This is a genomic window from Natrinema pallidum (genome assembly GCF_005890195.1).
In the GTDB taxonomy this organism is placed as follows: Archaea; Halobacteriota; Halobacteria; order Halobacteriales; family Natrialbaceae; genus Natrinema; species Natrinema pallidum.
On record NZ_CP040637.1, the window covers coordinates 2,792,528 to 2,818,964 of the forward strand.

General features: G+C 65.6%; 28 protein-coding genes. 13 read left to right on the forward strand and 15 right to left on the reverse strand.

Features of this window, described 5'->3' with window-relative positions; genetic code table 11:
- The first annotated feature begins 190 nt into the window (after positions 1 to 190).
- Both tgtA and FGF80_RS13850 read left to right on the forward strand, forming a co-directional pair.
- Positions 191 to 1,666: a tRNA guanosine(15) transglycosylase TgtA gene (gene tgtA, locus FGF80_RS13845; protein ID WP_006185496.1), complete on the forward strand. Its 1,476-nt coding sequence runs from the start codon at positions 191 to 193 to the stop codon at positions 1,664 to 1,666.
- Positions 1,667 to 1,836: 170 nt separating this feature from the next.
- Positions 1,837 to 2,193, forward strand: coding sequence for a TRAM domain-containing protein (locus FGF80_RS13850; RefSeq protein WP_049908060.1), 357 nt, complete (start codon positions 1,837 to 1,839; stop codon positions 2,191 to 2,193).
- A gap of 197 nt (positions 2,194 to 2,390) precedes the next feature.
- Here FGF80_RS13850 and FGF80_RS13855 read toward each other — a convergent pair whose 3' ends face one another.
- Entirely contained in the window at positions 2,391 to 4,361 is a 1,971-nt protein-coding gene (locus FGF80_RS13855) for a hypothetical protein (protein ID WP_006185494.1), read from the reverse strand.
- Positions 4,362 to 4,574: 213 nt separating this feature from the next.
- Between FGF80_RS13855 and arcS the strand changes: the two genes are divergently transcribed.
- Together arcS and FGF80_RS13865 are read left to right on the forward strand one after the other, a co-directional pair.
- Positions 4,575 to 6,326, forward strand: coding sequence for an archaeosine synthase subunit alpha (gene arcS / locus FGF80_RS13860; protein ID WP_138654659.1), 1,752 nt, complete (start codon positions 4,575 to 4,577; stop codon positions 6,324 to 6,326).
- Positions 6,327 to 6,587: 261 nt separating this feature from the next.
- Positions 6,588 to 7,184, forward strand: a complete 597-nt coding sequence (locus FGF80_RS13865) for an HdeD family acid-resistance protein (protein WP_049908059.1) — start codon at positions 6,588 to 6,590, stop codon at positions 7,182 to 7,184.
- A gap of 214 nt (positions 7,185 to 7,398) precedes the next feature.
- On the opposite strand, the gene FGF80_RS19275 is transcribed toward FGF80_RS13865, so the two are convergent.
- The 4 genes from FGF80_RS19275 to FGF80_RS13880 form a co-directional block, all read right to left on the reverse strand.
- The gene (locus FGF80_RS19275) at positions 7,399 to 7,569 is read right to left on the reverse strand and encodes a DUF7576 family protein (protein WP_006185491.1); all 171 of its coding nucleotides are present in this window, start codon (positions 7,567 to 7,569) and stop codon (positions 7,399 to 7,401) included.
- A 451-nt stretch (positions 7,570 to 8,020) separates the two neighbouring features.
- Positions 8,021 to 8,227, reverse strand: a complete 207-nt coding sequence (locus FGF80_RS13870; RefSeq protein WP_006185490.1) for a hypothetical protein — start codon at positions 8,225 to 8,227, stop codon at positions 8,021 to 8,023.
- A 130-nt stretch (positions 8,228 to 8,357) separates the two neighbouring features.
- Positions 8,358 to 9,377, reverse strand: a complete 1,020-nt coding sequence (locus FGF80_RS13875; RefSeq protein WP_138654661.1) for a phosphoribosylaminoimidazolesuccinocarboxamide synthase — start codon at positions 9,375 to 9,377, stop codon at positions 8,358 to 8,360.
- Between the two features lie 55 nt (positions 9,378 to 9,432).
- Complete coding sequence (locus FGF80_RS13880; RefSeq protein ID WP_138654663.1) at positions 9,433 to 9,696, reverse strand: hypothetical protein; 264 nt, start codon at positions 9,694 to 9,696, stop codon at positions 9,433 to 9,435.
- A 35-nt stretch (positions 9,697 to 9,731) separates the two neighbouring features.
- On the opposite strand from FGF80_RS13880, the gene cofH reads away from it, so the two are divergent.
- Positions 9,732 to 11,111 (forward strand): 7,8-didemethyl-8-hydroxy-5-deazariboflavin synthase subunit CofH, encoded by a 1,380-nt coding sequence (gene cofH / locus FGF80_RS13885; RefSeq protein ID WP_138654665.1) that lies wholly within the window; start codon positions 9,732 to 9,734, stop codon positions 11,109 to 11,111.
- Between the two features lie 89 nt (positions 11,112 to 11,200).
- On the opposite strand, the gene FGF80_RS13890 is transcribed toward cofH, so the two are convergent.
- Positions 11,201 to 12,109: a cupredoxin domain-containing protein gene (locus tag FGF80_RS13890; RefSeq protein WP_138654667.1), complete on the reverse strand. Its 909-nt coding sequence runs from the start codon at positions 12,107 to 12,109 to the stop codon at positions 11,201 to 11,203.
- 159 nt (positions 12,110 to 12,268) lie between these two features.
- Positions 12,269 to 12,952 (reverse strand): cyclase family protein, encoded by a 684-nt coding sequence (locus tag FGF80_RS13895; RefSeq protein WP_138654668.1) that lies wholly within the window; start codon positions 12,950 to 12,952, stop codon positions 12,269 to 12,271.
- Between the two features lie 245 nt (positions 12,953 to 13,197).
- Between FGF80_RS13895 and FGF80_RS13900 the strand changes: the two genes are divergently transcribed.
- The 3 genes from FGF80_RS13900 (at position 13,198) to FGF80_RS13910 (ending at position 14,892) form a co-directional block, all read left to right on the forward strand.
- Entirely contained in the window at positions 13,198 to 13,533 is a 336-nt protein-coding gene (locus FGF80_RS13900; protein ID WP_138654670.1) for a hypothetical protein, read from the forward strand.
- A 170-nt stretch (positions 13,534 to 13,703) separates the two neighbouring features.
- On the forward strand, positions 13,704 to 14,162 hold the full coding sequence (locus FGF80_RS13905) for a nucleoside deaminase (RefSeq protein WP_049908053.1): 459 nt from the start codon (positions 13,704 to 13,706) through the stop codon (positions 14,160 to 14,162).
- A gap of 463 nt (positions 14,163 to 14,625) precedes the next feature.
- Entirely contained in the window at positions 14,626 to 14,892 is a 267-nt protein-coding gene (locus FGF80_RS13910) for a hypothetical protein (protein ID WP_238705297.1), read from the forward strand.
- A 792-nt stretch (positions 14,893 to 15,684) separates the two neighbouring features.
- On the opposite strand, the gene cofG is transcribed toward FGF80_RS13910, so the two are convergent.
- The 4 genes from cofG to FGF80_RS13930 form a co-directional block, all read right to left on the reverse strand.
- A complete protein-coding gene (gene cofG, locus FGF80_RS13915; protein WP_049908057.1) occupies positions 15,685 to 16,863 on the reverse strand; it encodes a 7,8-didemethyl-8-hydroxy-5-deazariboflavin synthase subunit CofG in 1,179 nt (392 codons plus the stop codon).
- 68 nt (positions 16,864 to 16,931) lie between these two features.
- Positions 16,932 to 17,642, reverse strand: coding sequence for a 2-phospho-L-lactate guanylyltransferase (gene cofC / locus FGF80_RS13920; RefSeq protein ID WP_138654672.1), 711 nt, complete (start codon positions 17,640 to 17,642; stop codon positions 16,932 to 16,934).
- Positions 17,643 to 17,796: 154 nt separating this feature from the next.
- A complete protein-coding gene (locus tag FGF80_RS13925) occupies positions 17,797 to 18,978 on the reverse strand; it encodes a tubulin/FtsZ family protein (protein WP_006185479.1) in 1,182 nt (393 codons plus the stop codon).
- A gap of 231 nt (positions 18,979 to 19,209) precedes the next feature.
- Complete coding sequence (locus FGF80_RS13930) at positions 19,210 to 20,130, reverse strand: complex I NDUFA9 subunit family protein (RefSeq protein WP_138654674.1); 921 nt, start codon at positions 20,128 to 20,130, stop codon at positions 19,210 to 19,212.
- Between the two features lie 111 nt (positions 20,131 to 20,241).
- On the opposite strand from FGF80_RS13930, the gene tmk reads away from it, so the two are divergent.
- From tmk to FGF80_RS13950, 4 genes are all read left to right on the forward strand, one after another.
- The gene (gene tmk / locus FGF80_RS13935; RefSeq protein ID WP_138654676.1) at positions 20,242 to 20,847 is read left to right on the forward strand and encodes a dTMP kinase; all 606 of its coding nucleotides are present in this window, start codon (positions 20,242 to 20,244) and stop codon (positions 20,845 to 20,847) included.
- 107 nt (positions 20,848 to 20,954) lie between these two features.
- On the forward strand, positions 20,955 to 21,185 hold the full coding sequence (locus FGF80_RS13940) for an Lrp/AsnC family transcriptional regulator (protein ID WP_138654678.1): 231 nt from the start codon (positions 20,955 to 20,957) through the stop codon (positions 21,183 to 21,185).
- Between the two features lie 164 nt (positions 21,186 to 21,349).
- A complete protein-coding gene (locus FGF80_RS13945) occupies positions 21,350 to 22,123 on the forward strand; it encodes a potassium channel family protein (RefSeq protein WP_138654680.1) in 774 nt (257 codons plus the stop codon).
- Positions 22,123 to 22,353 (forward strand): Lrp/AsnC family transcriptional regulator, encoded by a 231-nt coding sequence (locus tag FGF80_RS13950; RefSeq protein WP_138654682.1) that lies wholly within the window; start codon positions 22,123 to 22,125, stop codon positions 22,351 to 22,353. Before FGF80_RS13945 ends, FGF80_RS13950 begins: the two co-directional genes overlap by 1 nt.
- A 295-nt stretch (positions 22,354 to 22,648) precedes the next feature.
- Here the strand turns inward: FGF80_RS13950 and FGF80_RS13955 are convergent, their stop codons facing one another.
- On the reverse strand, positions 22,649 to 23,179 hold the full coding sequence (locus tag FGF80_RS13955) for a DUF5813 family protein (RefSeq protein WP_138654684.1): 531 nt from the start codon (positions 23,177 to 23,179) through the stop codon (positions 22,649 to 22,651).
- Positions 23,180 to 23,367: 188 nt separating this feature from the next.
- On the opposite strand from FGF80_RS13955, the gene FGF80_RS13960 reads away from it, so the two are divergent.
- Complete coding sequence (locus tag FGF80_RS13960) at positions 23,368 to 23,547, forward strand: hypothetical protein (RefSeq protein WP_138654687.1); 180 nt, start codon at positions 23,368 to 23,370, stop codon at positions 23,545 to 23,547.
- Here FGF80_RS13960 and FGF80_RS13965 read toward each other — a convergent pair.
- The 3 genes from FGF80_RS13965 to FGF80_RS13975 form a co-directional block, all read right to left on the reverse strand.
- A complete protein-coding gene (locus FGF80_RS13965; protein ID WP_130171645.1) occupies positions 23,525 to 23,914 on the reverse strand; it encodes a DUF7522 family protein in 390 nt (129 codons plus the stop codon). The genes FGF80_RS13960 and FGF80_RS13965 overlap by 23 nt on opposite strands.
- Before the next feature lie 82 nt (positions 23,915 to 23,996).
- On the reverse strand, positions 23,997 to 25,289 hold the full coding sequence (locus tag FGF80_RS13970; RefSeq protein WP_138654689.1) for an O-acetylhomoserine aminocarboxypropyltransferase/cysteine synthase family protein: 1,293 nt from the start codon (positions 25,287 to 25,289) through the stop codon (positions 23,997 to 23,999).
- A 114-nt stretch (positions 25,290 to 25,403) separates the two neighbouring features.
- A complete protein-coding gene (locus FGF80_RS13975) occupies positions 25,404 to 26,411 on the reverse strand; it encodes a sodium:calcium antiporter (RefSeq protein WP_138654691.1) in 1,008 nt (335 codons plus the stop codon).
- Between the last annotated feature and the right edge of the window lie 26 nt (positions 26,412 to 26,437).

A 26,437-nucleotide genomic window follows, 5' to 3' on the forward strand; every position in this document is an offset into this window, starting at 1 on the left:
GGGGACGAAAGCGGCCCGGAGCGTAAAGCGCCTTCGTCTCCCCCCGTGTGGACGGTTCGGGAACTGCGGCCCCACTTTCACCTCGCCGTCTCGAGGAGGGCTCCGGCCGGTCCAGCGCCGTGACGGGGCGTCGGCGATCGGGCGGACGAAAACCGTCACGTCTTACGTCCGACGGTCCAACGGAGGGGCAATGCGCGAGTCCTTCGAAGTCCGGGACACCGACGCCGGCGGCCGCATCGGGGAACTCACCGTTCCGCGTGCCGGTACGACCGTCGAAACCCCGGCCTTGCTACCAGTTATCAATCCGAATCTGGATACGATCAGCCCTCGCCGACTCGCCGACGAGTTCGGCGCGGAAATCCTCATCACGAACTCCTACATCATCCACGGCGACGATACGCTCCGCGAACGCGCTCTCGAGGAGGGGCTCCATGACCTGCTCGATTTCCCGGGCGCGATCATGACTGACTCCGGCTCGTTCCAGCTTTCGGAGTACGGCGAGATCGACGTAACGACGGCAGAGATCCTCGCCTTCCAGCGCGAGATCGGCTCCGATATCGCTACGCCGGTCGACATCCCGACCCCGCCGGACGTCTCCCGCGAGCGCGCCGCGGCGGATCTCGAGACCACGCAGGACCGACTCGAGGTCGCCGAGGCCGCCGACACGGGCGAGATGCTCGTCAGCGCGCCCGTGCAGGGGTCGACCTATCCGGATCTCCGCGAGCGGGCCGGTCGCCACGCCGACGGCACCGATCTCGATGTCTTCCCGGTCGGCGCGGTCGTGCCGCTGATGAACGACTACCGGTACGACGATATGATCGATGTCGTCGCCGCTGCCAAGCGCGGCCTGGGAGCCGACGCACCCGTCCACCTCTTCGGTGCCGGCCACCCCATGATGTTCGCCCTCGCCGTCGCGATGGGCTGTGACCTGTTCGACTCGGCTGCCTACGCGTTGTACGCCCGCGACGACCGCTATCTCACGGTTCGCGGCACCCGTGCGCTCGACGACCTCGAGTACCTCCCCTGTTCCTGTGCCGTCTGTACCGCCCACTCGCCGGACGAACTTCGCGCCCTGCCCGACGCCGAGCGCGAATCCGAACTCGCCGCCCACAACCTCCACGTCACCTTCGCCGAGATCCGCCGGATCAAGCAGGCCATCCGGACGGGCGATCTGCTCGAACTCGTCGAACAGCGCGCCCGCGCCCACCCGACGATGCTCGACGGCTACCGCACACTGCTCGATCACGCCGCCCAACTCGAGCGGAGCGATCCCGTCTCGAAGGGCTCGTTCTTCTACACCTCCCACGAGAGCGCTCGTCGCCCCGAAGTCGTCCGACACCATCAGCGCCTCGAGCGGCTGTCCGTCCCGGACAGCCTGCTTCTCACGGAGGGGACCGCGCCACGGAGCGACGAGTTCGACGACTCCTGGCGCGTCGAACCGCCGTTCGGACCCTTCCCGCGTGCGCTGTCGAAGAGCTACCCGCTCACCGCGGAGGTCCCCGCCCGAACCGATCGGGCCGCCCTCGAAGCCGCGGCTGACGGCGTCGCCAGCCTCGTCGCGACGAACCCGGAGACGACGGTCACCCTCGCCCACGAGGGATGGCCGGCCGCCGTCCTCGAGCGCGTTCCCGACGCCGTCGCGCTGGTGGACCTCACCGCGAACTGATCGGGGCCGTCGTCGGTACACTCGAGTCGACCGCTGCGGGGACCGTTCCGCCTCGAGCCCTCCTGCAGACGGTCTCCTCCCTCTCGTCGGCCGTCTCACGCTCGCGGGGCGTCGCCGGCGACCTCGCCCGGATCGGAACATCGAAGACCCAGGCGCTGTCCGGTTGCGATATGCTCGGCCCAGCAGTAGTCGGCGGTGGCGTCCTCGTTGTGCTCGTACTCGTCTCGTGGCTGTTCAAACGCGTTCGCGGCGGCTCCGCGGACGAACGGCAGTCTCGGTCCCGCCACAGAGATGCCCAGGAACGCGATCCGCCGGTCGACATCGGCGACGTCGAGGAAGTCGCAATCCGCGAATTCAGTGATCATCACTCCGGTGAGCGGCGGGCAGTCGGCAAGGTCGAAGGGTTCGTCGTCTTCGTCGAAGACGTCCCCGACGCCTGCGAGGTGACCGACGTGATCCGGATCAAGATCCTCTCGTTCAATCGCGGCCACACGTCGGCGACGGCGACCCACCTCGAGACCGTGTAGCTGACCCGTTGCGGTCGGTCTCCCTCGGCCGCCGTCAGCAACGCACCGCGTTTCGTTCGGCGGTCAGCACTCACGATTGCTGCGGACACTCGGAACACGGGCAGGGTGGCTTAGCGATTCGCTGCCGACTGTCGTCTCGATAGCGTCAAAAAACGAGCCGGAACGGGGTCGACTGCGCTCAGCCGGATTTCGGTGCGTTACTCGCGTCGTCGAAGGACGAGCGTCGTGAGCAGTCCGGCGACTGCAGCGAGACCGACGCCGAGCCCGAAGCCGGGCACGCTATCGGAGTCGTCCTCGCCTTCCGCTTGTTCGCTGTTCTCCGCGTTGAGACCGAGATAGCTGCGCATGCCGTCAGTGTCGACGTCGGGGAACTCCTTGTCCCAGTCGCCTGCCTGATGGACGGTCGTCTCGGAATCGACCACGCCGAGGTGTTCGATGTCGGACTTGGTCGCCGAGGCGGTATCGACGTCACCCATGTCGTCGACGTAGACGTACATGGACGTGGTGTTCCCATCGGATTCGGTTGCAACGCCGCTAATCGAGACGGTGTCGCTGAACGTCTCGGTGACTTTGCTCATGTTGTCGAACTTGGCGCCCGCTTCGACTCGCACCGAGTCACCGGTGATACTGCCGTCGATACGGGCGACCTGGAGTTCGGATTCGGAGAGCGCGGTCATGAACTGGTCGCTCTGCGCGTTCGACGAGCCGGTGGGGCCGCTCTGGGCGGACTCGGCCATCGCGTTGATCGCATTCCCGGCGAGGTCCTTGCTCTCGACCTCGAACTGTCCGTCGACCGAGAGCTTGTCGCCGTCGGTTTCGGCCGTCAGATCGAACTTGACGTCGTTCGGCGTCTCGATATCGTTCGCCTTGAGCTCGGCGATGTAGTCCTTCCAGTTTTCGGTTTCGCTCGTGAGTTCGGCGTCGAGCGTGAGTTCATTACCGGAGGTTTGCTCGACCGACGCGTCCCACTGCATCTCCCACGTCAGATCGGCCTTCTGCTGTGCGTCGATCGCAGCGCGGGCATTATCGATGTCTTCCTGCGGCATCGTACCGTTCATGTCCGTCGATTCGGCCAGATCGAGCATCGCGATCGTGAGCTTGTCGTAGTTCGCGAGCGCGATCTCCCATTCGACATCGAACGTCCCGTCGCTCTGGTTCATCGTGAACTCGAAGGTCTCGATCTCGAGTTCGGTGATGTTGGCCGCGATCGTCTCGGCTTCCGATTGGCTCAGGTCGGACGAGTCATCGTTCGCCAGAGCGGTCGCAAGCTGTTCCTCGATACCCGCGTCGATGCCGGTGTACTCGACCGTAAAGTCGAGCGTGAGCCGGTTGTCATCGGTGGTTCGCTCCTCGTACTCGTACTCGTTGATCTGGATGTCGCTCGTACCACCCATCTGCGTCGCGATCGCACCGTACTGCTCTTGGAGGGTCTGCTTGGCCGCCTCTCGAGTTTCCCACTGTTCGGCGCTGAAGTCGTAAATACTCCGCTCCTGAGCCACGTCGATGGTATATCCGTCGCTCGTGTCCTCGAGGGACACGCTCATCGACGTGTCGTCACCGGCGGCCATCGTCCCGGATTCGGCGGAGATGGTGCCTGCCGTCTCGAATCTGTCGGCGGTGGCAGTCATGTGTCCGCTGGTGGTGGCCTCGCCAGTGGTCGTGGAGTTGCTTTCGAACGTTCCGGCCGCGGTCGCGTCGAACTGATTCCGCTCGTCGGAGATCTCACCGGAAACGTCGACGGAGAGGTCCGTGACCTCGTCCGGCTGCTGCATGACGAGGGAGCCGTTCCCGGCGAATCCTTGCTGGTCGAGGATCGCCGAGAAGTCCGCCGACTCGAACTCCTCGTTTTGCATCTCGTCGTCGAGGTCGTCCGCGACCAGCATGTGGACCAGCCCTTCACTGGCGTCCATGCCCAGATCGACCTGGTTGACGTCCGATTCGTTGTCGTCGTAGCGGAGGACGGCGCTGCCGTCGTCGCGGAGGTACACCTCGTCGGCCGGATCGAGGTCCGATTCGGCCTGCGAGACCGTTTCGTACGATTCGACGGGTGATTCCGTCGCTTCGGCAGTCGTCGTCGAACCGCCGTAGATTGCCGGCAATCCGATCGTCGCGATACCGACGGCTGCAACGAGAAGAACGACGAGGAACGCTCGCCCGCCGCTCTTCAATCGCCGTCTCGAGTCTGGTCTTCGGTCCGATGACATAGTCGTACTTCCAACTACTCCCGTATAAAGATTAATTTTCCAAAATATCCGCCAATGGATGCTCTCGCGGGACGAGAGGAATACAGCCGCCGACAGTCACGATTCTGGAACGGTGTTGAGTCGATTGCGATCACTCGCTATCGACAACCTCTTTCGCTCGCCCCGGTCATATCGAGTATGACCGACTATTTCGAAGTACACGAGCGCGACGGGGCCGCGCGCGTGGGCGACCTTCGCCTCTCCTCGCCACTGACGACGCCCGCACTCGTCGACGACGTCCTCGAGGACGCGGGTTCGCTCTGGAGCGGGGACCGGGACCGTCCCGCGGGCGACGACTCGCAACTCACCGTCCTCCCCCATCGGGCGTTCCCCGGCGGTACGCCCGCGGAGGTACAGGAATCGTTCGCCGTCGACGCTCCCGATGTCGACTACCCAAGTGTCGCGGTCGTCTCGAGTGAGACCGTCGCCCCCCAAGAGACGGACGCGTACGCCCTCTCGAACGTCCAGTCCGTGATGGGACACGGTGCGGCGCTCGTCGAGGCCGTCGTCGATGTCCGCGAGGCGATTCCGACCGACACCGCCCTGCTGTTCTCCGGAGTCGCGACGCCGCGGAACGTCGCCCTGTTGGCCTACGCCGGCGTCGACCTCTTCGACGGGACCGCGGCCGCGATAAAAGGGACCGAAGGTCGCTATCTCACGACCGACGAGGCGTACTTCCTCGAGGATCTCGACGAACTCCCCTGCTCGTGTCCGGCCTGCCAGCAACCTCGCGAGGAGTTTACGCGCGCCGATTGTGCCGAGCACAACGTCGCCGCCCTCGAGTCCGAACTGGCGATCGTCCGCCGCCGGATTCGGGACGGGCGGCTCCGGGATTACGTCGAAGGGCAGGCCCGCTACGACCAGTGGCTCACCGCCGCGATGCGCGAACTCGACGACCAGTGGGGATATCTCGAGGAACGGACGCCGATTCTGCGGGACGCCCGGATCGACGCCGCGACCGCGGACACCATCCGTCGGGTGGAGATCCAGCGCTTCGCCGATCGGGTGACCACGCGGTACCGGAATCGGTTCCGAAACCCGCTCGTACTCGTCCCCTGTTCGGCCGCCAAGCCGTACAGCGAGTCCCAGAGCCACCGCCAGTTCCACGACGCCATTCAGTGGCGTGCCCACCTCGTTTCGATGACCAGCCCGATCGGCGTCGTCCCGCAGGAACTCGAGACGACCTATCCCGCCCAACACTACGACACCGTGGTCACGGGTCGGTGGTCCGAGGACGAAAAGCAGTTCGTGAGCGATGTCCTGCAGCGGTACCTCGAGCGCAACGAGTATCCGGAAATCATCGCCCACGTCCCCGACGAGGGCTACCGCGACATCGTCGAGCGCGTCGAGGAACGACTCGCCCTCGACGTTACCTACACGGTCGCCGACCACCCGACCGACGACGAATCGCTCGCGAACCTCTCGAGCGCCCTGTCCGGCGAACTGAAATATTCCAAGCGCGAGCGCGAGCACAACACCGTCCGCGCGATCGCGGACTACCTGCTCGGCGATGGGGCCGGTGACGACCTCTTCGCGGACATTCAGACGACCAGTCGCTATCCCAAGATCCAGGTCCGCGACCCCGACGATACGCAACTCGCGACGATGGTTCCGCAGTACGGGACGCTCTCGTTCACGCTCGCGGGCGCACGCCGCTGGCTCGAGAGCGACGCACCGACGAAGCGCGTCGAGATCGACGGCTTCGTTCCCCACGGCAGCGTGCTCGCCCCGGGCGTCGTCGACGCCGACGAGGACATCCGCGTCGGCGACGAAGTCGTCGTCGAGGGACCGAAGGCCTTCGCCGTCGGCCGCGCCGAGATGTTCGGCCGCGAAATGGCCGAGAGCACGCGCGGCATCGCTTGCGAGATCCGCCACGTCGAGGAGACGTAGCACCGACTCCCTCGGACACTCCGTGAGCAGATGCTTGCGGTACGTCGCTGCGGGAACGCGTTGGCCACAGCGTTCACACTCGCGCCGATCGCGGTTTCGACCGTCGGTGCTAGCGGTCGGTTGTGCTTCCCCCGAGTGAGCCGCGTGCCGCGCTCGAGACGCAGTCTGACCGATCGCTGACCCGTCTGGCATCGATACAGACTGTCAAATCGTATAGTAGTTATATATACTCACATGTCGTACAGTGAATCGGAGATTCCAATGACCACAACCAACCACAGCACCGAATCGGACGGCTACTCCCTCGAGAACGACTGGCGAACGCTCGCGATCGCGGGCGGGATCATCGGCCTGATCGGGTTGTTCGCGATGGCTGTACCGGCGGTTACCGGCCTCTCGATCTCGCTCGCGCTCGGCGTTCTCCTCGTCGCGGGCGGCGTCGTCCACGGCGTCCACGCGTTCGCCGCGCGGGGCTGGCATCGGTCGAGTTGGCAGGTCGTGCTCGCGCTCGTCTCGGTGCTCGCCGGACTGGCCGTGCTCGCGGCACCCGTCGTCGCGCTCGTCACCCTGACCCTGGCACTCGTGGCGTATCTGGCCGTCCACGGCTTCGCCGAACTTGCGACGGCGATGCGGATGCCCCAGTCCACCGGGCGGACCTCCGTTGCCATCAGCGGCGGCATCGCGATCGTCCTGGCCGGATTCCTCTGGGTCGGCTTTCCGGCGACCGCGGCCTGGGCGATCGGCCTCCTGGTAGGCGCGAACCTCCTCGTGTCCGGTCTCTCGATGATGACCGTCGCCGTGGCTGCCCGACCGACCGACGACGTGTCCCCCTCCGCGACTAACCCTCGCGGTGCGTGAGTCCTTTTTTGCGACGCCGTTCGAACCCGTCTCCCGTCGGTAGCCGTCACCGTCCCCGATACTGCTCGGCCCCGTCGACCACGCCGATCGACAGGTGACCCGGCTGGCACCACGGACGGCCACGTCGATCGTCGTTTTTCGGATCGGGAGCACGGTCGTTCCGAACGGTCGACTCGAGAACCGAGTTACCGACGGCACAGTGTGTGAGTGCCGATCAGGCGGCGTTCGACGACTCCCACTGTTCGCGGCAGTCGTCGCTACAAAAGTGGCGGTGGACGGCTGTTCCCTCTTCGACCGTCGTCACGACGCGCTGTTCGGAAGACGACCCCACGGGGCTCCCGCACTGTCGACACTCGGGCGAATCCTCGTCCGGCGAATCAGTCATCGGATGACAGGTCGTCCGAGACCCACTTGAACGAATTCATTGCGGCGGATTCGGCCACGGCCACCCGAACCGGTTCGGCCACCCGTGCATGTCAGCGTCATCGTGGTGGCGCGCGCCGTAGCGCGGTTCACCGCTGCGGCGAACCGCGCCACGAACTGCGCGAGGGATGAGTGAGCGCCGCGAGGCGCGAGCGAATCGGCTGGGGAGGGCGTGGTACCTCCGTGTTGCCACGGCCGTGGCGACGCCGTTTCCCGGTCCGTTCGCGACGACAGTCGTTCCCGTCTTGGAACGATCCACGTTCCTCGAGACGGCGGGCATCCTCCCGGTCGCGTTCCGGAGCGAGACGAACGCCGTGACTCCCGCTTCGACGGTCGCTCGGCGGTGCGAGTGGAAACGGGTCCGTATCGTCTCCGATCGCGATGAACGGGGGGCGCGGGCGGAGGCGGTAGGGTCAGTCGTCGCTCGACGTACTGCGGGACGCGCCGGCTGCCGTCACGTCCTGTTGGCCGATCCACGTCGACGAGAACAGCGGCGCGACGGCAAACAGGACGACTACGAGCACGAACAGCGACAGCATGACGCTCGCGACGGCTGCGATTCCGGAGGTGAGGTTGAACAGGACGATTCCCGCTGTAACTCCGCTGGTGGCGAGGCTCATTTGCGGTCGGCCGAACGTAACGAGGCCCCCAATATGAGGGTTACTTTGTCCGATTGGGGTTGCGAAACGATACCAGACAACAGATCACCGTCCGGATTCGAGCCCATCCGTGCCCGGTTCGATCCGGCCGCTACAGCCGCTGCACCGCACCGATCGCGCTCGAGAGCGGCGGCGCGTCGAACAGTTCCCGGCCGGTGTAGGCGTTGGCCCCGGCACAGTACAGTTCGCTGGCGGTCTCGAGGACCGACTCCGACAGCGGCTCCGGCTCCTCGTCGCAAAGGGACTTCCAGTCGGCGACGTTCGCCTGTTTCGCTTCGGCCTTGGCAGCGTTGACGGCCCGGACCCAGTCGGGCTGCGTGCGCTTGTGGTACTGGCGCAGCACCTCCTTCGAGAGTTGCGTCCCCTCGTAGCTGAAGCGGTTTTCGTCGAAGGTACCGACGACATCGGCGACGCGGAGTTCGCCACGATAGTAACAACACTCGATCTTGCCGTCCTGGTGGACCAGTCCGGCAGAATCCGCCTGCTCGGTTACGATCCGGTTGACCTCGCGGGCCAGCGACTCGAGGTCCTCGATCGCCGCCGTCCCGGCGATCGAATCGGCTTCCTCGCGGGTGAGATAGCGGTCGCCCTCTTCGTACTTCGTAGAGAACTCGACGATCGGCTCGTCGAGGTCGACGGCCTCTTCGGGCCAACTCCCGAACGCGAGGCCGTGATCGGCCGGCTCGGTCCGCCGACGCAGACTCGAGCCGACGGGAACCCGGTTACGGAAGACGATCTCGAGGGGGATCAGGTAGTTCTCGCCGGCCGCCTCGTGATAGCTGTCGTAATCGTATTCGCGGCCCTCGTGTGGGAGGTCGGGCACCTGCGTGAGGTCGATGGCCATCTCCCAGGGGGGGTGGGATGTGTCCGCGAGGGCGACGACGTCGCCGTTTTCCACGACGCCGCGGTAGTGGGTCGGGACGCCCTCGCTCTCGAGCAGTTCGAAGTTGAACGCGCCCATCGTACAGAGGCTCGCCCCCTTTTGCGGAATCTGGTCGGGCATCTTCCCCCAGTCGAACACCGAGTAGTCGTCCGTGAAGACGAACGCGCCGCGGCCCAGTTCCTCGGCGGTCGCTTCCGCCTCGATGCGGAACTCCTTGACGCTGGTCATCGTCCCCACCTCGCGTGGAGTCCGTGGCGTTCGAACGGCTTCGCTGTGCGTAGCGTCACGCGAGACACCTCAGGACGTGTTCGCCCCCGTCGCTCATACTGCAGTTGCCGTGGCCGGAGCGTAAGAAGGTTTCAATATCCGGTCGGCGGTCGGCGGCCCCGACCGTCCCCGCGGGCCGAAGCGAGGCGACGATCGACGCCGTCGGGCCGGATCGGTTCGGGTCGAGCCGATGGTGGCTGGCGACCCCGCCCTGCATCGCGTCATCGGTAGCGGCAAGTCTCGACGCGGCCGATTCGGACGGGGTTGGGTCCGGATCCATCACCCTTTTCTCGCTGTACGGGCATCGTTACGTCGATGGAGCGACCGGTGACCGAGGCCGACCTCACGTTCGATCACGTTCCCGAGACCGACCAGTCCTTCGAGAACGCACTGGCAAAGGCGCGCGACGGCGATCGACTCACCGTCGACGACGCCATCGAGTTATTCACGACGGGGACGGACGGTGAGGGCATCGACCGGAAACGTAAGGACCGCGTGCTCGAGGCGGCCGATCACCGCCGCGCCGAGCAGGTCGGCGAGGAGGTCACTTTCGTCGCAAACCTGAACAACAACGTCACGACGGCGTGTAACGTCGGCTGTCTCTTCTGTAACTTCAAGGACGCCGCCCATACCTTCGAGAGCGAAGCGGAGATCGAAACGGCCGGGTTCACGAAGACGCCCGCCGAATCCCGCGAGATCGTCGCCGACGCCGTCGATCGGGGCATCTACGAGGTTACCTCAGTGTCGGGCCTGCACCCCGCGTTCGCGCTCGACGACGAGCACCGGGACATCCTCGACGACCACCCGAACCCGAAGGCGGTCAACTACAAGCCGCCCGAACGCTACGATACCAGCCCCGGCACCTACACGGAGCAGGTGTCGGCGATGAGCGTCGACGGGGTCCACGTCCACTCGATGACGCCGGAAGAAGCCTACCACGCCCGGCGAGGGACCGACTGGTCCTACGAGGAGGTCTACCGGCGGCTGCAAGATGCGGGACTCGACACCGTTCCCGGCACCGCAGCCGAAATCCTCGTCGAGGAGGTCCGCGAGGTGATCTGTCCCGGCAAGATCAGCACGGACGGCTGGCTCGAGGCCATGGAGGCCGCCGCGAACGTCGGCCTCGGGATGACGGCGACGATCATGTACGGCCACGTCGAGAACGAGGCTCACCGCGCGATGCATCTGCAGCGAATTCGGGACTTGCAGGACCGGACCGGCAATATCACCGAGTTCGTACCGCTTTCCTTCATCCACCAGAACACGCCGTTGTTCGAGCACGACGTCGTCTCGGGCGGTGCGAGCAGGCACGAGGACGAACTGATGATCGCCGTCTCGAGGCTGTTCCTCGATAATATCGATCACATTCAGGCCTCGTGGGTCAAGTACGGTGACGAGCAGGGGTTGAAGATGCTCTCGTGTGGGGCCGACGATTATATGGGGACGATCCTCTCCGAGGAGATCACCAAGCGCGCTGGCGGCGGCTACGGCGAGTTCCGCTCGTTCGCGGACTACGTCGAGATGATTTCGTCGATCGGCCGTGTGCCCGTCGAGCGCTCGACCGACTACGAGACACGCCGGGTCATCGATCCCGACGAGCCGCCGTTCGGTCCCCGGCTCGGGCCGAAGGCCGACGGGACGCCGCTTTTGACCACCGAGGAGCGCGACGCGCGCGTCACCCCGGCTGACGATTGACCGGTCGGCCTTCGCACGGTGGAGCGGTCACCTTCGCTCTTGGGTGTCCGATTCGCCCGACCGCTGTGCGATCGGGCGTGCGGTAACGGTCAGCGGCTACTATCGACGGCTGATCCCTCGTCATCGGAGTCGTCGTGGAGTGGCCCCGCCTCAGCGAAGCGATCGATATCGGCGAGTACGTCCACGAACGACACTGATCCCCGCTGCTGAATCCGCGTCGGGTCGAGGGCTGGGGTGTCGAGAACCTCCTGTGGTGTCAGCCAGTGCCAGTCACAGCCCTCGTTGGCATCGCTGAGCGTGTTGAGTTCGCGCTCGAGGAACGCCGGACTGAACGGGGGGAGGAGGGGCGGGTCGTCGCTGCCCTCGAACGTCGCCTCGTAGTCCGGAACGTGCTCGGCCGCGAGATCGTCGACGACGAGGCGCATACTCATCCCGAACACGTGATGCGAGCCACAGTAGACGTCGTAGACGCCCCGGTTGGAGAACTCGTAGAGCCAGGCCCCGCCGACGTTGAGTACCGGCGACGAAAACGGCGGTACCCCGTCGGGAACCCGGCGCTGGAATCCTTGAGCAGGGTGATAGGCCGTGATCGTATGGTCTGGTGCCGTGGCCGTGAACTGGACGACATCGCCAGGATCGACGTGCATGCCACTGGGTTCGAAATGGAAGAACGGCGGGCGGTCAGGATTCGCCGGATCTGCGGGCATGTCGGTGTGGAGTTCGACGATATGATCGGGGGTGAGGTCCTCGGGAACGGTGCCGGCGTCCGGCGTCGCGAAGCCGTACTGCGGATCGAGCGCTGCCGCGTCCGACCCGGTATCGCCGACCCCGCTCGAGTCGGCTGCAGCATCGCTCCGAGCGGCTGCAACACCACTGCCAACGGCGACAGTCACTCCCGCACCTAGCGCTTTCAGCAGCGGTCGCCGCTCGGCGTCGAGCAGGCCGTCCCTCGGTTCGTCGAGCGATTCCTCCGGTCTCTCCTCATCGGGTGGCGTCATCGTAGTACACCTCGAGTGTGTCGACTGCATCGCCCCCCTCACTCGAGGACGGCATATAACGCCGCGATCGTTTCGTTCCACTCCGAGGACAGATCCGGCACATCGTGGCGTGAACGGCATCGAATTGAGGTCTGCCGTTCAGCGTACGGTACTGACAGCCTATTTCGGCGGAGCCGTGAAACCCGCGCCGGAGCGACGGCGCGACTCCGATTCGTCGACCGCGACGGCCCGAACCGGTGCGCCGTCGGTTCCGAGGGCCAGCGGATAGGCCCGGAGTTCGAACCGGTCTCCCGCCGCGCCGAGGCCTGTCAGGTTCTCGAGAATCAACTGCTCGTTGCCGAGCAGCGCGTGGTGTGCCTGGAACCCCGCGGGCTCGTCCGCCGTGGCGCTGTCCGTCGGCGTCGGATCGGGATTGAGCGTGTCGACGGCCACGTCGAACTCGCGGTCGACGCAGGTCACGGCTGCCGCCGGCGAGAGGAAGGGGTGCTCGAGGTACCGCTCGGTCCCCCAATGGGCATCCCACCCGGTCCAGAACACCGCGAGGTCAGCGTCGACGGCCGGTACTCGAGCAGCGGGAATCGGTTCGCGGGCCGCGAGATCGCGGCAATCGACCCGGACGGCGTCGAAGACGAACCGCTCGACCGGGTACGCGTCGAGGGGTGTCCCGTCCGGGTCGACGTGGATGGGTGCGTCGACGTGGGTGCCGGTGTGACTGCCGCACTCGAGGGCGTCGACGCGGACGCCGTGGTCGTCGTGGGTCGCGTGTCGCCGGACGGTGACCGCGGGATCGTCGGGATACGTCTGCATCCCGGTCTCGATCGGATGGCTCAGATCGACGTGCATACGCGGTATCCGTCGCTTGAGGCGGATAACGGTGTGTGCTCTCGAAGCGCTGCCCGCGCTCGATTGCTGTACCGGTCGTTGCGGCCGACGGCTGACTGCGGCCACGAACCGGTTGTGGACTTCCATCGCCGTGCCAACGAGCGAGCGATTCCACGCCACAAGTGTGAGAGTCGTCCCATCGATGCCTAGTTCACTATACAATTAGTGTACAATTTTATTACTCGAGTTATTGGATTATTGAACGCATGGCAGACGACCAACAATCCATATCCCGTCGCAAAGCGCTGAAAGCAACTGCCGGTGCTGCTGCAGCGACCGTCGCGATGACCGGGACTGTGGCGGCCGATCGGGCCTCGCCCGCGGACGTGTCGGTCGGTGACTGTCTGCGACTGCCGAGTCGAGTCGCCGTTTATGAGTCCTGTACCAGTGACTCGGGGTTCATCGTCCCCGCGAGTACGGCCGGGACGATCGAGGCGCTCTGTCTCGACGAGGGTCGCGTCCTGGTCGATTGGAGGGACCCCTCTCTCAAGGACGGCTACGTCGACGTTCGCGATGTTATTTCGGGCATCGAGCCCTGCTGAGGAACCGGAACTCGCGGAGCGGACCCCACCTGGCCCACCTGTTGATTTATTTTCGCCGGCGTATCGATACGGGAGACGCCGCGCCGTTCGCCGGAGAGCCGGAGAGGACGGAGCGGGATCGCGCTCGAGCGAGGGGAAGCGTTTCGGTGCCGGCGACGGAAGCGGTCGGTATGGCGACCGACGACGCCTATGTTCGACGCGCGATCGACCTCGCCGAATCGGCGGTCGACGGCGGCAACACGCCCTTCGGCTCCCTGCTCGTCGTCGACGACGAGATCGTCCGGACGGCCGAGAACACTACGCTCACCGACGACGACATCTCGGCGCATCCGGAGTTCAAACTGGCTCGGTGGGCCGCGAGCGACCTCGAGCCAAGCGAGCGCGCGGCGTGTACGATGTACACCAGCACTGAGCCGTGTCCCATGTGCGCGAGCGCGATCGTCTACGCGGGGCTCGGTCGGGTCGTCTACAGCGTGTCCGTGGATTCGCTCGCGGCCCACCGGGACGACGACGTGATCGACATTCCCTGCGAGGCGGTCGTCGACCGGGCCGGCGGCGAGACGACGGTCGAGGGTCCGGTGCTCGAGGACGAAGGGCTCGCGGTTCACGAGGCGTATTTTTCGCCGTAACGGGGAGACGGATCGGGTCGGCAACACTGTCCCGCCCTCATCGACTACCTGTGGCATCGCGCGCGCAACACCGCGGTGATCGTGGCCGAATCGGGACACGGTTCGAGGTCCTCGGGCGGGTGGTTGCGTGTTATCGGAAGAGCGGCGGTCCCGCGAGTGACGACGGCTCGGTTGGCGACAAGTCCCCGTTGCCGGCACGGACAGGGCGCTCGTCGCCGTCAGGAGCGGGGTAGAACCCGCTCATACGTGAGGGGGTACGAATAGTTCACGGCACACTCCAATAGGTATAAGTCATATCGGTCAAATTTTCAAGTAGAAGCTAGTCTCCGAACACAGAAGCGATAGGGGGCGTGGATCGAAATGCCCCGGGTGTCACAGCACCCGAGACTCGCTTCCAATCCCGAGAGGGAGTTGAAAGCATGACTGCGTACATTCTATCGGGATATAAACGTCCCGCACGACGATGGAATCAACGCCACCAACCAGCGACAGCGCCCGATGCTCGGGACCGGCCACGGGGGTCGCGATGACGGGTCACGACGAGCGGGTCGATCCGGCCAGTACGAGGACGGAGCCGGCCGACGAGGCGGCTGACGCGACCGACTGGTCGCTTCCCGACTGTCCCGTCTGCGGCCGTCCCGTCTGGGTCGTGACCGTCAACGGCCCCAGCGACGCCATCGCATCCCCCTGTGGCTGTTCCGTCCCACCCGGCAGCCTCGAGCGCAGGTAGCTGACTCGAGGCGAGTCGATCGTTTGCGGTCGCACGCGACTCGGCTGCCCGAGCGGTGACGGGGATGCGACCCGACTGCGGGTCGGTCCTCACCGACTCGAGTCCGGCCATCGACGCCTGTTGTTGCGACTCGGCCGCGATAGTCAGTCTACTGTGCAGAACCGTACGCAGACCGAACGTGCCCGGGAAAGACCGAGCGACCGCCGCGTAGTAGGCACTCTCTCCACTGGTGGCTGCCGGTACAGTGATCGATTCGAGCGCCATCCGACCGCTTTTATACTGTTAGTGTGATTACTAATATAATGACGGACGCTAGGGTACTACGCCGTCTCAACGTCATCATCGGACTACTGATCTGTATTCTCGCACTACTGTTACTAGCCGCTTTCCCGCCGCAGTTGCTTTCGCTCGGTATCATTGCGGTTATCCTCATCCCACCGGTAGTCATTCCGATCCTCCTTCTACTCTACAACTGAGTTCCGCAGCGATATGCGGGCTCGGCCGGCCCAGACTCGCAGCACAGTAGCGAACTAGAATACTTGTAGCACAGGTGGCGCTCGACCGCACTGACGGAGATACCGACACGTGAAACCGGGACCAGGTCAGTGAAGCACGCCTTGACAGCGATCAGTGACGTCGAGTTCTGCTTCGGTACTACGTGACCGATCCGTCTCGTGCGTTCCGTGCCCACCGCCGAATCACGAAACCGTAGTACCGGAGACCGATGCTGTCGCCCCCTCGAGAACGGTCCGATCGGTACTCAACCGGGAGCGTACTGCTGCTGCTGCTCGCTCAGTGTGTAGCCGTCGTCGTCTCGTCCCGAAGCACTGCCCGATAGCGCTCGCCCGCCGAATCGTCGGCCGCGAGCGCGTCCCGGATCGTCGGCGAAATCCAGTCGCGACTCCCGTCCGATCCGCCGCTCCCCGCACCGTCGGCGACCCGCCCGTCGAAGCCGCCCGTGCGCAACGCGGGCGGCAGGAACCGTTCGTAGACCGGGAGCCGTTCCTCGAGCGGGAGCGCCGCCGACGCGGCGATCTCCTCGAGTTCCCTGAGCGCGGGCCACGTGTAGTCGGGGTTGATGTGGTCGTCGGTGACCGGCGAGACGCCGCCCAGGTCGTCGACACCGCAGTCGATCAACTCCTTCGCGGGGGTGAGGTTCGGCGGCACCTGTACTGAAACCTCCGCCGGCAGGGCGGCGCGGGCCATCGCCGTCACCTGTCGCATCGTCGCGAGATCGGGCGAGCCGTCGGCCCAGCGTTCGTTCTCCACGACGGGCTGGATGATCACCTCCTGGATATGGTCGTGGCGCTCGTGGAGTTCGCGAATCGCCAGCAGGCTCTCGGCGCGGTCGCGCCAGTTCTCGCCGATCCCTACCAGAATTCCGGTCGTGAAAGCCACGTCCAGTTCGCCCGCGTTTTGCAGCGTCCGTAGCCGCTGCCCGGGAATCTTCTGCCGCGGCCCGGCGTGGGCACCGACCTCGGCGGTCGTCTCGAGCATCACGCCCATGCTGGCGTTGATGTCCGCGACGGCGGCCATCTGCTCGCGGGTCTGGTCACCCGGATTCGCGTGGGGGAGCAGCCCCTCTTCCAACGCGACCTCGCAGGCCTCGCGCAGATAGCCATGGATCGAGTCGTGGCCCCACTCGGCGAGTTGGGCGTGGATCTCGGTGTAGCGCTCGTCAGGGTCGTCACCGAAGGTGAACAGCGCCTCCGTACAGCCCGCGTCGGCCCCGCGCCGACAGATCTCGCGGACCTCCTCGAGCGAGAGCAGGGAGGCCTCTCCCGGCGGGTCGAAGTAGGTACAGTAGGTGCAGGTGTAACGACAGGCCGTGGTGAGCGGAATGAACACGTTACGCGAAAACGTCAGCGCCGACGGTGCGTCGACGTCGTTCGGGCTGACCTCCAGGAGATCCTCGACGGCCGCGTCGTCGACTGCGATATCGACGCCGTACTCGCTCGCCCCGGGAAACATTACCTCCCAGTGTCGTCGCTCGGCACATAAGGCCTTCACTTCGCGGCGGCCGTCGACCCGAACGGTCGTCACTCCGACGCGAGATCGCCCTCACGAGCGACGCCGACCCGCCCGCCCCGATCGTCGAGGACGAATCCGAACTCGTGGAGGCGGGCGAGCGCGCGGTCGCCAGCGCGCCCGTGAACGAGCACTTCGACCAGATCCGCCGGCTCGTCGATGTCGGTTCCCAGCCGGAACGAGTCGACCGTCTCGAGGTCGGCTCCGACCGACTGGGCGATCTCGCAGTGGTCGAGGTAGGAGGTGCCGTGGTAGTCCGCGCGGAACGCGGGGTGGCGAACGACGAGCGCGTTCGTCCCGCCGCCACGTCCCGGTGCGATCGCGACGTCGGCCGCCGTCGTCAGGACCCCCTCGAGTGCGCCGGGGGTCGCCAGCGCGAGGTCGGCCATCACGACGGCGACGGGGTTGCGGTCGGAATCGCCGGCCGCGCCGATCCCGTCGGCCGCTCCGTCGCCGCCCGGCAACCGCGCGTTGACCGCGTCGGTCAGCGGCCGCTCGTCGACCGCGACCGACGTGACCGCGGCGACCGCCTCCGGCAACTCGAGGTCGGCGACCGCAAGCGGCGCGGTCGAGACGACCGTCGGCTCGTGGCCGGTTTCGGCGATCGCACGCAGCACGTCGGCGAGCATCGCGCGGGCAAATCGCGAGCGCTCGTCCGGGGAGAAGACGGACTCGAGGCGAGTCTTCGGCGTCTCGGCGGCGAACGGGACGACGACGCGCATCTGAATCTGGTTGCGGTAATTCGGGCGCGCTCAAAAGTACGTCGGAGTGGGCCGGGTGTCCGCGAGCGCTCCGCTCGCCGACCCGCGGCCGGTGTCGTGTCCCCCCTGACACGAGTGCGTCGCTCGCGCCGTCGGAGATCGAAAGAACGGCGGCCTAGAACAGCGGCTCGAGTTCGTCCTCGTCGTCCTCGACGAGTTCCTCGAGGTTCTCCTCGCTCTCCTGCTGGATGTCGTCGATGTTGTCCTGTGCCTCGATAGCGACCTGCTGGAGGCGCTTGATCCGCGGGACGTTCGTCACGCCCGAGAGCAGGATCGCCGCGGCCACTTCGGGTTCCTCACGGGGGAAGTCGCCGCCCCGGACTTCCATGCTGCCCGTTTCCTCCTCGAGCCACTTGCGGCCGCGTTCGATGCCTTTCCGGTTCAGGTATTCCGGCGGCCCGGAGAGTACGAGCAGGGCGCGCTCGGTGCCTTCGATCTCACAGGGGAGGGTGAGCCGGCCGAGGGCGGCCTTGCGGACGAGGCTGGTGATGCGGTTGGTCGTGTTCGCGGCGTCTAAGTCGTCGTCCGACCCGCCGTCGTCGCCGGTGAACCGCGAGAGCAATCCGCCGCCCGAACTCAGTTCGACTTCCTCGGAGGCGTAGCCGACGGTGGAGACGCCGCCGCCCGAGAGCGTGTTGATGATCTCCGAGGAGTCGACGACGCTCTCGGCGACTTCCTGGCCGTCGCCGACCTCGCCGGCACCGAAGAGGATACCGAAGCGGCGGACGATTTCCTCGTTGATCTGTTCGTAGCCGCCCTCGACGGACTCGCCGGTCTGTCGCCAGGAGTCGTTGTCGAAGACGAGCAGGTTGTCGACTTCGCGGACGAACGTCTGGAAGGACCGCGCCGCGTTGAGCGTGTAGATTCCGCCTTCGTCGGTCCCCGGCAGGACGCCGAGGCCGTAGACGGGGATCGTGTAGATCCGCTTGAGGTGTTTCGCGAGGACCGGCGCGCCGCCCGATCCGGTACCGCCGCCCATTCCGGATACGATCAGGAAGGCGTCGACCTCGTGGGTCGGGATCTGATCGATCGCGTTCTGGACCTCGTCGATGTCCTCCTCGGCGACTTCCGCGCCGAGTTCGTTGTCAGCACCCACGCCGTGGCCCTTGACCCGGGCCTGGCCGATGAGTACGCGATTCTCCTGTGGAATATTGTCCAGACCCATGAGGTCCGCTTTCGCGGAGTTGACAGCGATCGCTGCCCGGACGATTCCGCTACCCGTCCGATCGTCGTAATCGAGGAACCGATCGACGATTTTGCCACCGGCCTGTCCGAATCCGATCATCGCCAGCTTCATTGTTTGTCAGGGGGCTCCGTTGGATTGGAAACAGTGCAATGGAGGATATAAATCTTGTGCAAATCTGACTGTCTCGATTACGTCACTATTGGGGCGAACTGGCCGAATTGAAGCGGTTACGCGCCGGTTTTATCCCCCAGTAAACAAATCTTACTCGGTCGGTACCGATTAGTCACAATTATATTCCGTTCGAACATTCGCCTCGGCCGACCGTAAGAGCGAGCGGCGAACTCACGCCGTTTCCGACCGTGCCTGCCGGTGATCGGTTCCATCGAGGCCGAGATACGAACCGAGCGTTCGCAGGTCCGCCGGATCGCGGCCGAACGCGGTCACGTCGTTGTCCCGAACCGTGTTGTCGAACTCGAGCGAGCGGGCCTGATCGGGGCCGAACGGCACGAACGGCAGCGAGCCGACCGCCGAGAGGCCGACCTTCGCCAGCCCCATCGGGATCGGGACGATCGTGACGTCTTTCCCCTCGGCCGCGTAGACCAGTTTCGTCACGTCCGCGAGCGTGGTGATCTGCGGCCCGGCGAGGTCGTAGGTTTCGCCGACGTGAGCGTCGTCCTCGAGCGCGTCGGCCAGCATGGGGACGAGATCGCCGACCCAGATCGGCTGGAAGCGCGTTTTCCCGCCACCAGGTAACCCCGTTACGTACGGCGTCGTCAGGGTTTTCGTGAAGTCGACGAACTCGCCGCCGTCGCCGAAGACGACCGACGGGCGGACGATCGTCCACTCGAGTCCGGACTCCCTGACCATCGCCTCGGCCCGTCCCTTGGCACGGATATACGCCGTGTCACCGTTCGGGTCGGCACCGAGCGCGCTCATCTGGAGGAACCGAGAGACGCCGCCGGCGTCGGCGGCACGAACGAGGTTCTCGGTGCCCCCAACGTGGACCGCCTCGTGGCCCGGCCCGCCGCGGGGTTCGTAGAGCGGCGAAAGTGAGACGAGGTTGACGACGGCGTCGTGGTCCGCCACCGTATCGACGATCGACTCGTAGGCGCTGACATCGCCAATCGCCGACTCGACGCCGTCGGGCAGCCGACCGTCGGCAGGAGAGCGAGACAACGCCGTCACCTGGTGGCCGCGGTCGACGAGTTCCGCACACAGATTCGTACCGATGAAGCCGGTGCCGCCAGCGACGAGGACGTTCATATTCGGAATGTGATCTTGCAGCGATAAATAGATGGACGGCTACGTTGTAAGGCAGCGCGGGGCCGGGTCGATTGTGCTACATCTAAATAGCACTCTCCACGAGGTGGGACCATGCTGGTCACGCTCGAGGGACTGGACGGCAGCGGCAAGACGACGGTCTGGGAGTCCCTACAGAACCGGTTCCCCGACGCCGTGTTCACGCGCGAGCCCACGGCCGATTCCTGGTACGGCGACGCCGTCTACCGCTCGATCGAGGACGACGACGCCGACCCGCTGGCGGAACTATTCCTCTACACCGCCGACCACGCCGCGCATCTCTCGCGGGTGATCGAACCCGCCCTCGAGCGCGGTGATCTCGTGATCTCCGACCGCTACTCGGACTCCCGGTTCGCCTATCAGGGCGCGACGCTCGCGGCGGCCGACGGTCACGACCTCGACGATCCGCTCGAGTACGTCGTCGACATCCACCGGCCGTTCTCGATCGACCCGGAGCTGACGATCTACCTCGACCTCGATTCCGAAATCGCCGCCGAGCGAGCGGGGACGACGAACAAGTTCGAACGAGCGGCGTACCTCGAGTCGGTCCGCGAGAACTACGAGCGACTGATCGAGCGCGACCCCGACCGCTTCGTTCGCGTCGACGCGACACAGTCGCCGGACGCAGTGCTCGAGGACGTGACGGACGCGCTCGCGGCGGCAGTGGCAGCGTTCGAATAATCGTCTCGCTCGGCCGCTCACCGTCTCGAGTAGCCGCGTTGTCGACCGAATGTCGTTGCTCGGTTTGGGCAAAGGCTTTAGTCGTGATAGAGTGTACCACACCGCCGATGGTCCACGCGTTCATCATGATAAAGACGGCCGCCGGAAAGTCCGAGGGGCTGCTCGCGGAGATTGCGGCTCTCGAGTCGGTCGCCGACGCCCACATCGTCGCGGGCAACTACGACATCATCGCGGAGGCCGACGCGCCGGAAGTCTACGACGTGCTGCAGACCGTCTCCTCGAGCGTTCAGGGTCTTGGCGGCGTCACTGACACGAAAACGTACATCGCGATGGGGTAGACATCGGCGACCGATCCTTGCGGGTCGGGTCGTCGCGGCTGTCGACACGGCGCTCGAATCCGCCTCGCCGTCACACGCCCCCGCTCGAGTCGTTCGGTTCGACCGAACGCGCCCCATGGTAGCTGGGGGCAAGCTTATTTACCGGGGCCGGTGTACCCCTGTGCATGCGGTTCGTGATTATCGGGGCCGGACGGGTCGGTCTGCGCACAGCACGCGTCTTGCGTGACGAGGGCCACGAGGTGACGATGGTCGAACGCGACGAGCCGACGCGCAGGCGCGCCCGCAATCAGGGGTTTACCGTCGTCGACGGTGACGGGTCCCGGGAAGCCGTCCTCGAGGAGGCCGGCATCACGGCGGCCGACGCTCTCGGGGCGCTGACCGGCGACCTCAACGTCAACTTCACCGCCTGCATGATCGGGAACCACTACGAGTGTCGGACCGTCATGCGGATCGACGAGGCCTACCGCGAGGGAATCTATCGCAAGTACGCCGACCAGGTCGACGAGATCATCTATCCCGAACGGCTCGGGGCGATCGGCGCGAAAAACGCCCTGCTCGGCGGGACGATCCGCGCGATTGCCGATATCGCACCGCATCTGCAGGTCGTCGAACTCACGATCACCGACGCGGCTCCCGTCAACGGTTACACGATCAGTGAGTTGCACTTGCCCGCCGACGCGACCGTCCTCGCCTTCGGTAAGGGCGAGGCCCCCCTCGAGATCCCCACCGAGGACCTCTCGCTCGAGGACGGCGACCGGCTCGTCGTCCTCGCGGACTTCGACGTCCTGAGTGATGTCCGCCAGCTGTTGGTCGGCGAGACGGCAGCGCGCGCGGCCGCGAACGCGGGCACGGGATCGAGTTCGGCGACCACGGAACTGCTCGAGACGGAGCCGGAGCACGATTCGGAGAACGACTCCGACACCGGAGGTGTCAACTGATGGTCACAGCGTTCGTCATGATCAAGGCGAACACGGGCGAGGCGGATCGACTCAAAGACAGCATCGAATCCATCGACGGCGTGCAGTCGGCTCATATCGTGGCCGGCGATGTGGACCTCATCGCGAAAGCGATCGTCGAGACGCCGGCCGAAGTCAAGGAGATCGCGGCCACCCACGTCCAGTCGATCGAGGGCGTCGAGGACACGCAGACGTACATCGCGATGGACTAGGACCCACCTTTTACGCTGCGGGACGCTTCGCTGGCGGTCGCCAGCGAAGCGTCCCTCGGTAAAAGCTGGACCAAAAGCACTCCTCCTTCCCCTGGCTCGCGGCCTTCGGCCGCTCGCCTCGACGCGGCGCTTCGCGCCGCGCTCTCCGGGTCAGTCGTCGGCCCGCTCGCTCGTGTCACTCGCTCCCGGTCAGTATCGGGTAGCGGCCTGCCCTCCCCCGGGTCGCGGGGCTCTCACCGTTGCTCGAGCCCCGCTCCCGGCCATATCAGTCGGCCCGTGAGTTGAAACCGACGGCTTAGAGCGGCATCCCGCCGCTATTTTTGTCTCCCTCTGCGGCCTGCTGGCCCCTGTTCTGGGCGTTCTCGAGCAGGGTCGCCGCTTCGCCCTGATACTCGTAGCCGGGGATGATTCCCTGGGCGAAGGTGCCTTCGACGAACTCGATCACCGCTTTGGCGTCGGCGACGCCCTCGCCGGCGTCCCAGGCGGTGTACGCGAGGCGAACCCGGACTTCCTCACCGTCGCGTTCGACGACCGGCTCGTCGTGAGTACTCGTGTGCGCGACGGTAAAGACGTCCTGCAGGCGTCGCTCCAGGGTCTCGAACCAGCCGTCTTCGACGGGGCTCGCGACCACCTCGTCGGCCACGGCGGCGTCGAGGGTGGGAAGGGTGACGGTTATGCGAACGCGGCCGTCGCGTTTCCCCTCGGCGTCGTTGGCCGTGATCATCGTCTCGAAGACGGTCGTCGAGAGGTCGTAGCCGTCGTCAGTCCGGTCGAACGCGTCGTGGGACTCGAGTTCGCTGGCGATGGGGGTCTGACGGTCGGTCATTGGAGACACTCACGGGCGTGGCGGAAAAGGGTGTTACGCTGTGCCGACGCCGCGTCGCTCGACGCGTCTGCCGCCGTTACCCGGCCGGGCTCGCAGGACCGCGTCGGGATCGTTTCGCGAGGGAAGTGTCGCGTTTCGACCGGACACGGTCCACATTACTACAAGGGGTCCCGTCCTCTATCGGTGGCATGAGACTCGACAGACACGTCGCGGAACGTCGTCGCTTCGCTCGCCTCCTCGGGACGGACGGCGGTCACGGCTCCGGATTGCCGATCGGTGAGGCGGCCGCCGACGAGGAGGCCGACCGAAACGCGGCCGACGATGACGGCTCGAGCGACGACCCCGTTACGACAGTTCCCGATCGCTGAGGAACGCATCGAGCGCCGTCGCGACTTCTTCGAAGTCCTTGACGGTCAACCCGTCGGTAGTGACGAACACGCCCTCGCTGTCGTTGGTTACGCGGATCAAAAACCCGTTCTCGAAGACCCGGATCGTGTAGTCGTACGCCCCGAGTTCCGATCCCTCGTAGGCGGCTTGCGTGGTTTTGAAGCCGCGCCACTCGTGCCCGATGAACGTCGAGAGGTCGGCGTCCCGTTCCAAGTCCTCGCGGAGGTAGACCTGTTCGTAGTCGTCTCGCGTAAAGTACGTGACCGAACGGAGGCTGTCGCCGATAGCGGTCCGACAGGTGGTGACGATCCGGTCCGCCGTCTCGTCCGTGAGTATCCCGGTTGCCATATCGGATCGGTCGAACGCCGCTCCCTTAACCGCGGGGGCTAGTCACGGCGCAGTGAAAACGCCGGCCGCGGGCGGCGATCGCTCAGGCCTGTTCGATCGCGCGATCGAGGTCCGCGATCACGTCGTCGACGTCCTCGATCCCCACCGAAAGGCGCACGAGGTCGTCGGTGACGCCGCTGGCCAGTTTCTCCTCCTCGGAGAGTTGTTGGTGGGTCGTGCTTGCGGGGTGGATGATCAGCGTCTTCGCGTCGCCGACGTTTGCCAGCAGGCTCGCGAGATTTACTTCGTTACAGACCGTTTCGGCGGCGTCGTAGCCGCCCTCGAGTCCGAAGGTGATCATGCCGCCGTAGCCGCCGTCGAGGTACTCGCTGGCCTCGTCGTGGGTCTCGTGGCTCTCGAGGCCGGGGTAGTTGACCCACGCCACCGTCGGGTGGTCGTCGAGGTACTCGGCGACGGCCATGGCGTTCTCGCAGTGTTTGTCCATGCGCAGCGGCAGCGACTCGAGTTTCTGGAGGGTGACCCAGGCGTCGAAGGGAGCCTGCTGGTTGCCCAGGTCCCGCAGGCCGCGGGTGCGCGCGACGACGGAGAACGCCATGTCGCCGAACGTCTCGCGGAAGTTGATGCCGTGGTAGGCCGGGTTCGGTTCGGTGATCTCGGGGTAGTCGCCGTCCTCCCAGGGGAAGGACCCGCCGTCGACGAGAATCCCGCCGACGGTCGAGCCCGCGCCGTGAAGCCACTTGGTCGTGGAGTTCCAGACCAGGTCCGCGCCGTGTTCGAGGGGGCGGCAGAGATACGGCGTCGCGAAGGTGTTATCGACGAACAGCGGCACGTCGTGGTCGTGGGCGATCTCGGCGACGCGCTCGATATCCGGAGTGACGAGTGCTGGGTTGCCGATCGTCTCGAGGTGGACGAAGGCGGTGTCGTCGTCGATGGCCTCGGCGTAGGCCTCGTAGTCCAGCGTGTCGACGAACGTGGTCTCGATGCCGCGCTTCTCGACGGTGTGTGTGAGGTAGGTGTAGGTGCCGCCGTACAGCGACGACGAGGAGACGATGTTGTCGCCGGCCTCCGCGAGGATGAACGTCGCGAGATCGAACGCGGCCATCCCCGACGAGGTGGCGAGCGCTCCGACGCCCCCCTCGAGCGTCGCGATACGCTCCTCTAACATCGCGTTCGTCGGGTTCATGATCCGCGAGTAGATGTTCCCCGCTTCCTCGAGGCCGAACATGGCGGCCGCGTGGTCGGTGTCCTCGAACTCGTAGGAGGTGGTTTGATACAGGGGCGGCGCGCGAGCCCCCGTTGCCGAATCGGGGTCCTGCCCGGCGTGGATGCTGTTCGTGGCGAACTGCTTCTCGTGTGACTCCGGATCGTCGCTCATACAGGGGGTATGAAACGGTGTCCCGTAAAACTACTAGACGAACATATACGAAGCAGCCGTTAGTTCAACCTGCGACGACTTGCGTCGGAAGTGGCTGGCGGCCCGTCCCTACCCCTAAAGGACGCTGACGAGGCCGAGACTCTCGAGCAACAGCCAGCAGACGAACGCCGCGTACAGTCCCAATAAGACCCACGCTTCCCGTCTGGAAAGCGCCATTCCGGTTCGGGAAATCGCGAAGAACGAGACGGTCGCCAGGACGAGAAAGCCCATCATCGGGACGATGTGGGCGAAGTTGATCGGCAGCGAGCCGGCCACGAGGACGCCGACCGGGACGGCGACGAGCAGGTCGAAGGTGTTGCTTCCGAGGACGTTCGCCAGCGTCACCGTCGGCCGATCGGCCCGCGCAGCCGTCAGACTGACGAACGTATCGGGCAGGCTCGAGCCGGCGGCGACGACGGTCATCCCCCAGAGGAACGACGGCGTTCCGAAGGCGTCGCCGAGACCGATCGCCGACCGGACGAGCGCTTCGACGCCGACGACGATGAGCACCAGTCCGGCGATGAACCGAACCCACGTCCGGGCGAGCGCGACCGACGTATCGGCCGTCTCGTCGGCGTCGGCGGCGTCGAGATACTGCGTGAACAGGTAGAGACCGTACAGCGCGACGGGGAACAAAGCGAGCGGTCGCGAGACGCTCCCCCCGATGCGGACGCCGGCCGGGTCGACGGGGTTGTAGATCACCGCGAGCGAGAACGTCAGCAGCAACGATGCGACCGCGAGCATGTAAAACAGCGACTCCTTGTAGACCAGTTCGCGCGTCGTATCGATCCCGCCGCCGACGAGTACCGCGAGCCCGGGAATCACGAGGAGGTTGAACGTCGCCGAGCCGACGATGGACCCGACGCCGAGTTCGAACTCCTCGTGTAGCAGCGTCGCGAGCAACACGCTCGCCAGTTCCGGGGCACTCGAGCCCACGGCGGCGATCACGGCACCCTGTACGACCGCCGGCAATCCGTACGCAATCGCGAGCCCGTTCGCCGACTCCTCGAGCCAGGAACTCCCGTGCCAGACGACTCCCGTTCCGATGGCTGCCATGAGAAGCAGCGTGAGGATCTCGAGCACGACCGCCCGTTCTCACGGCGATCGAA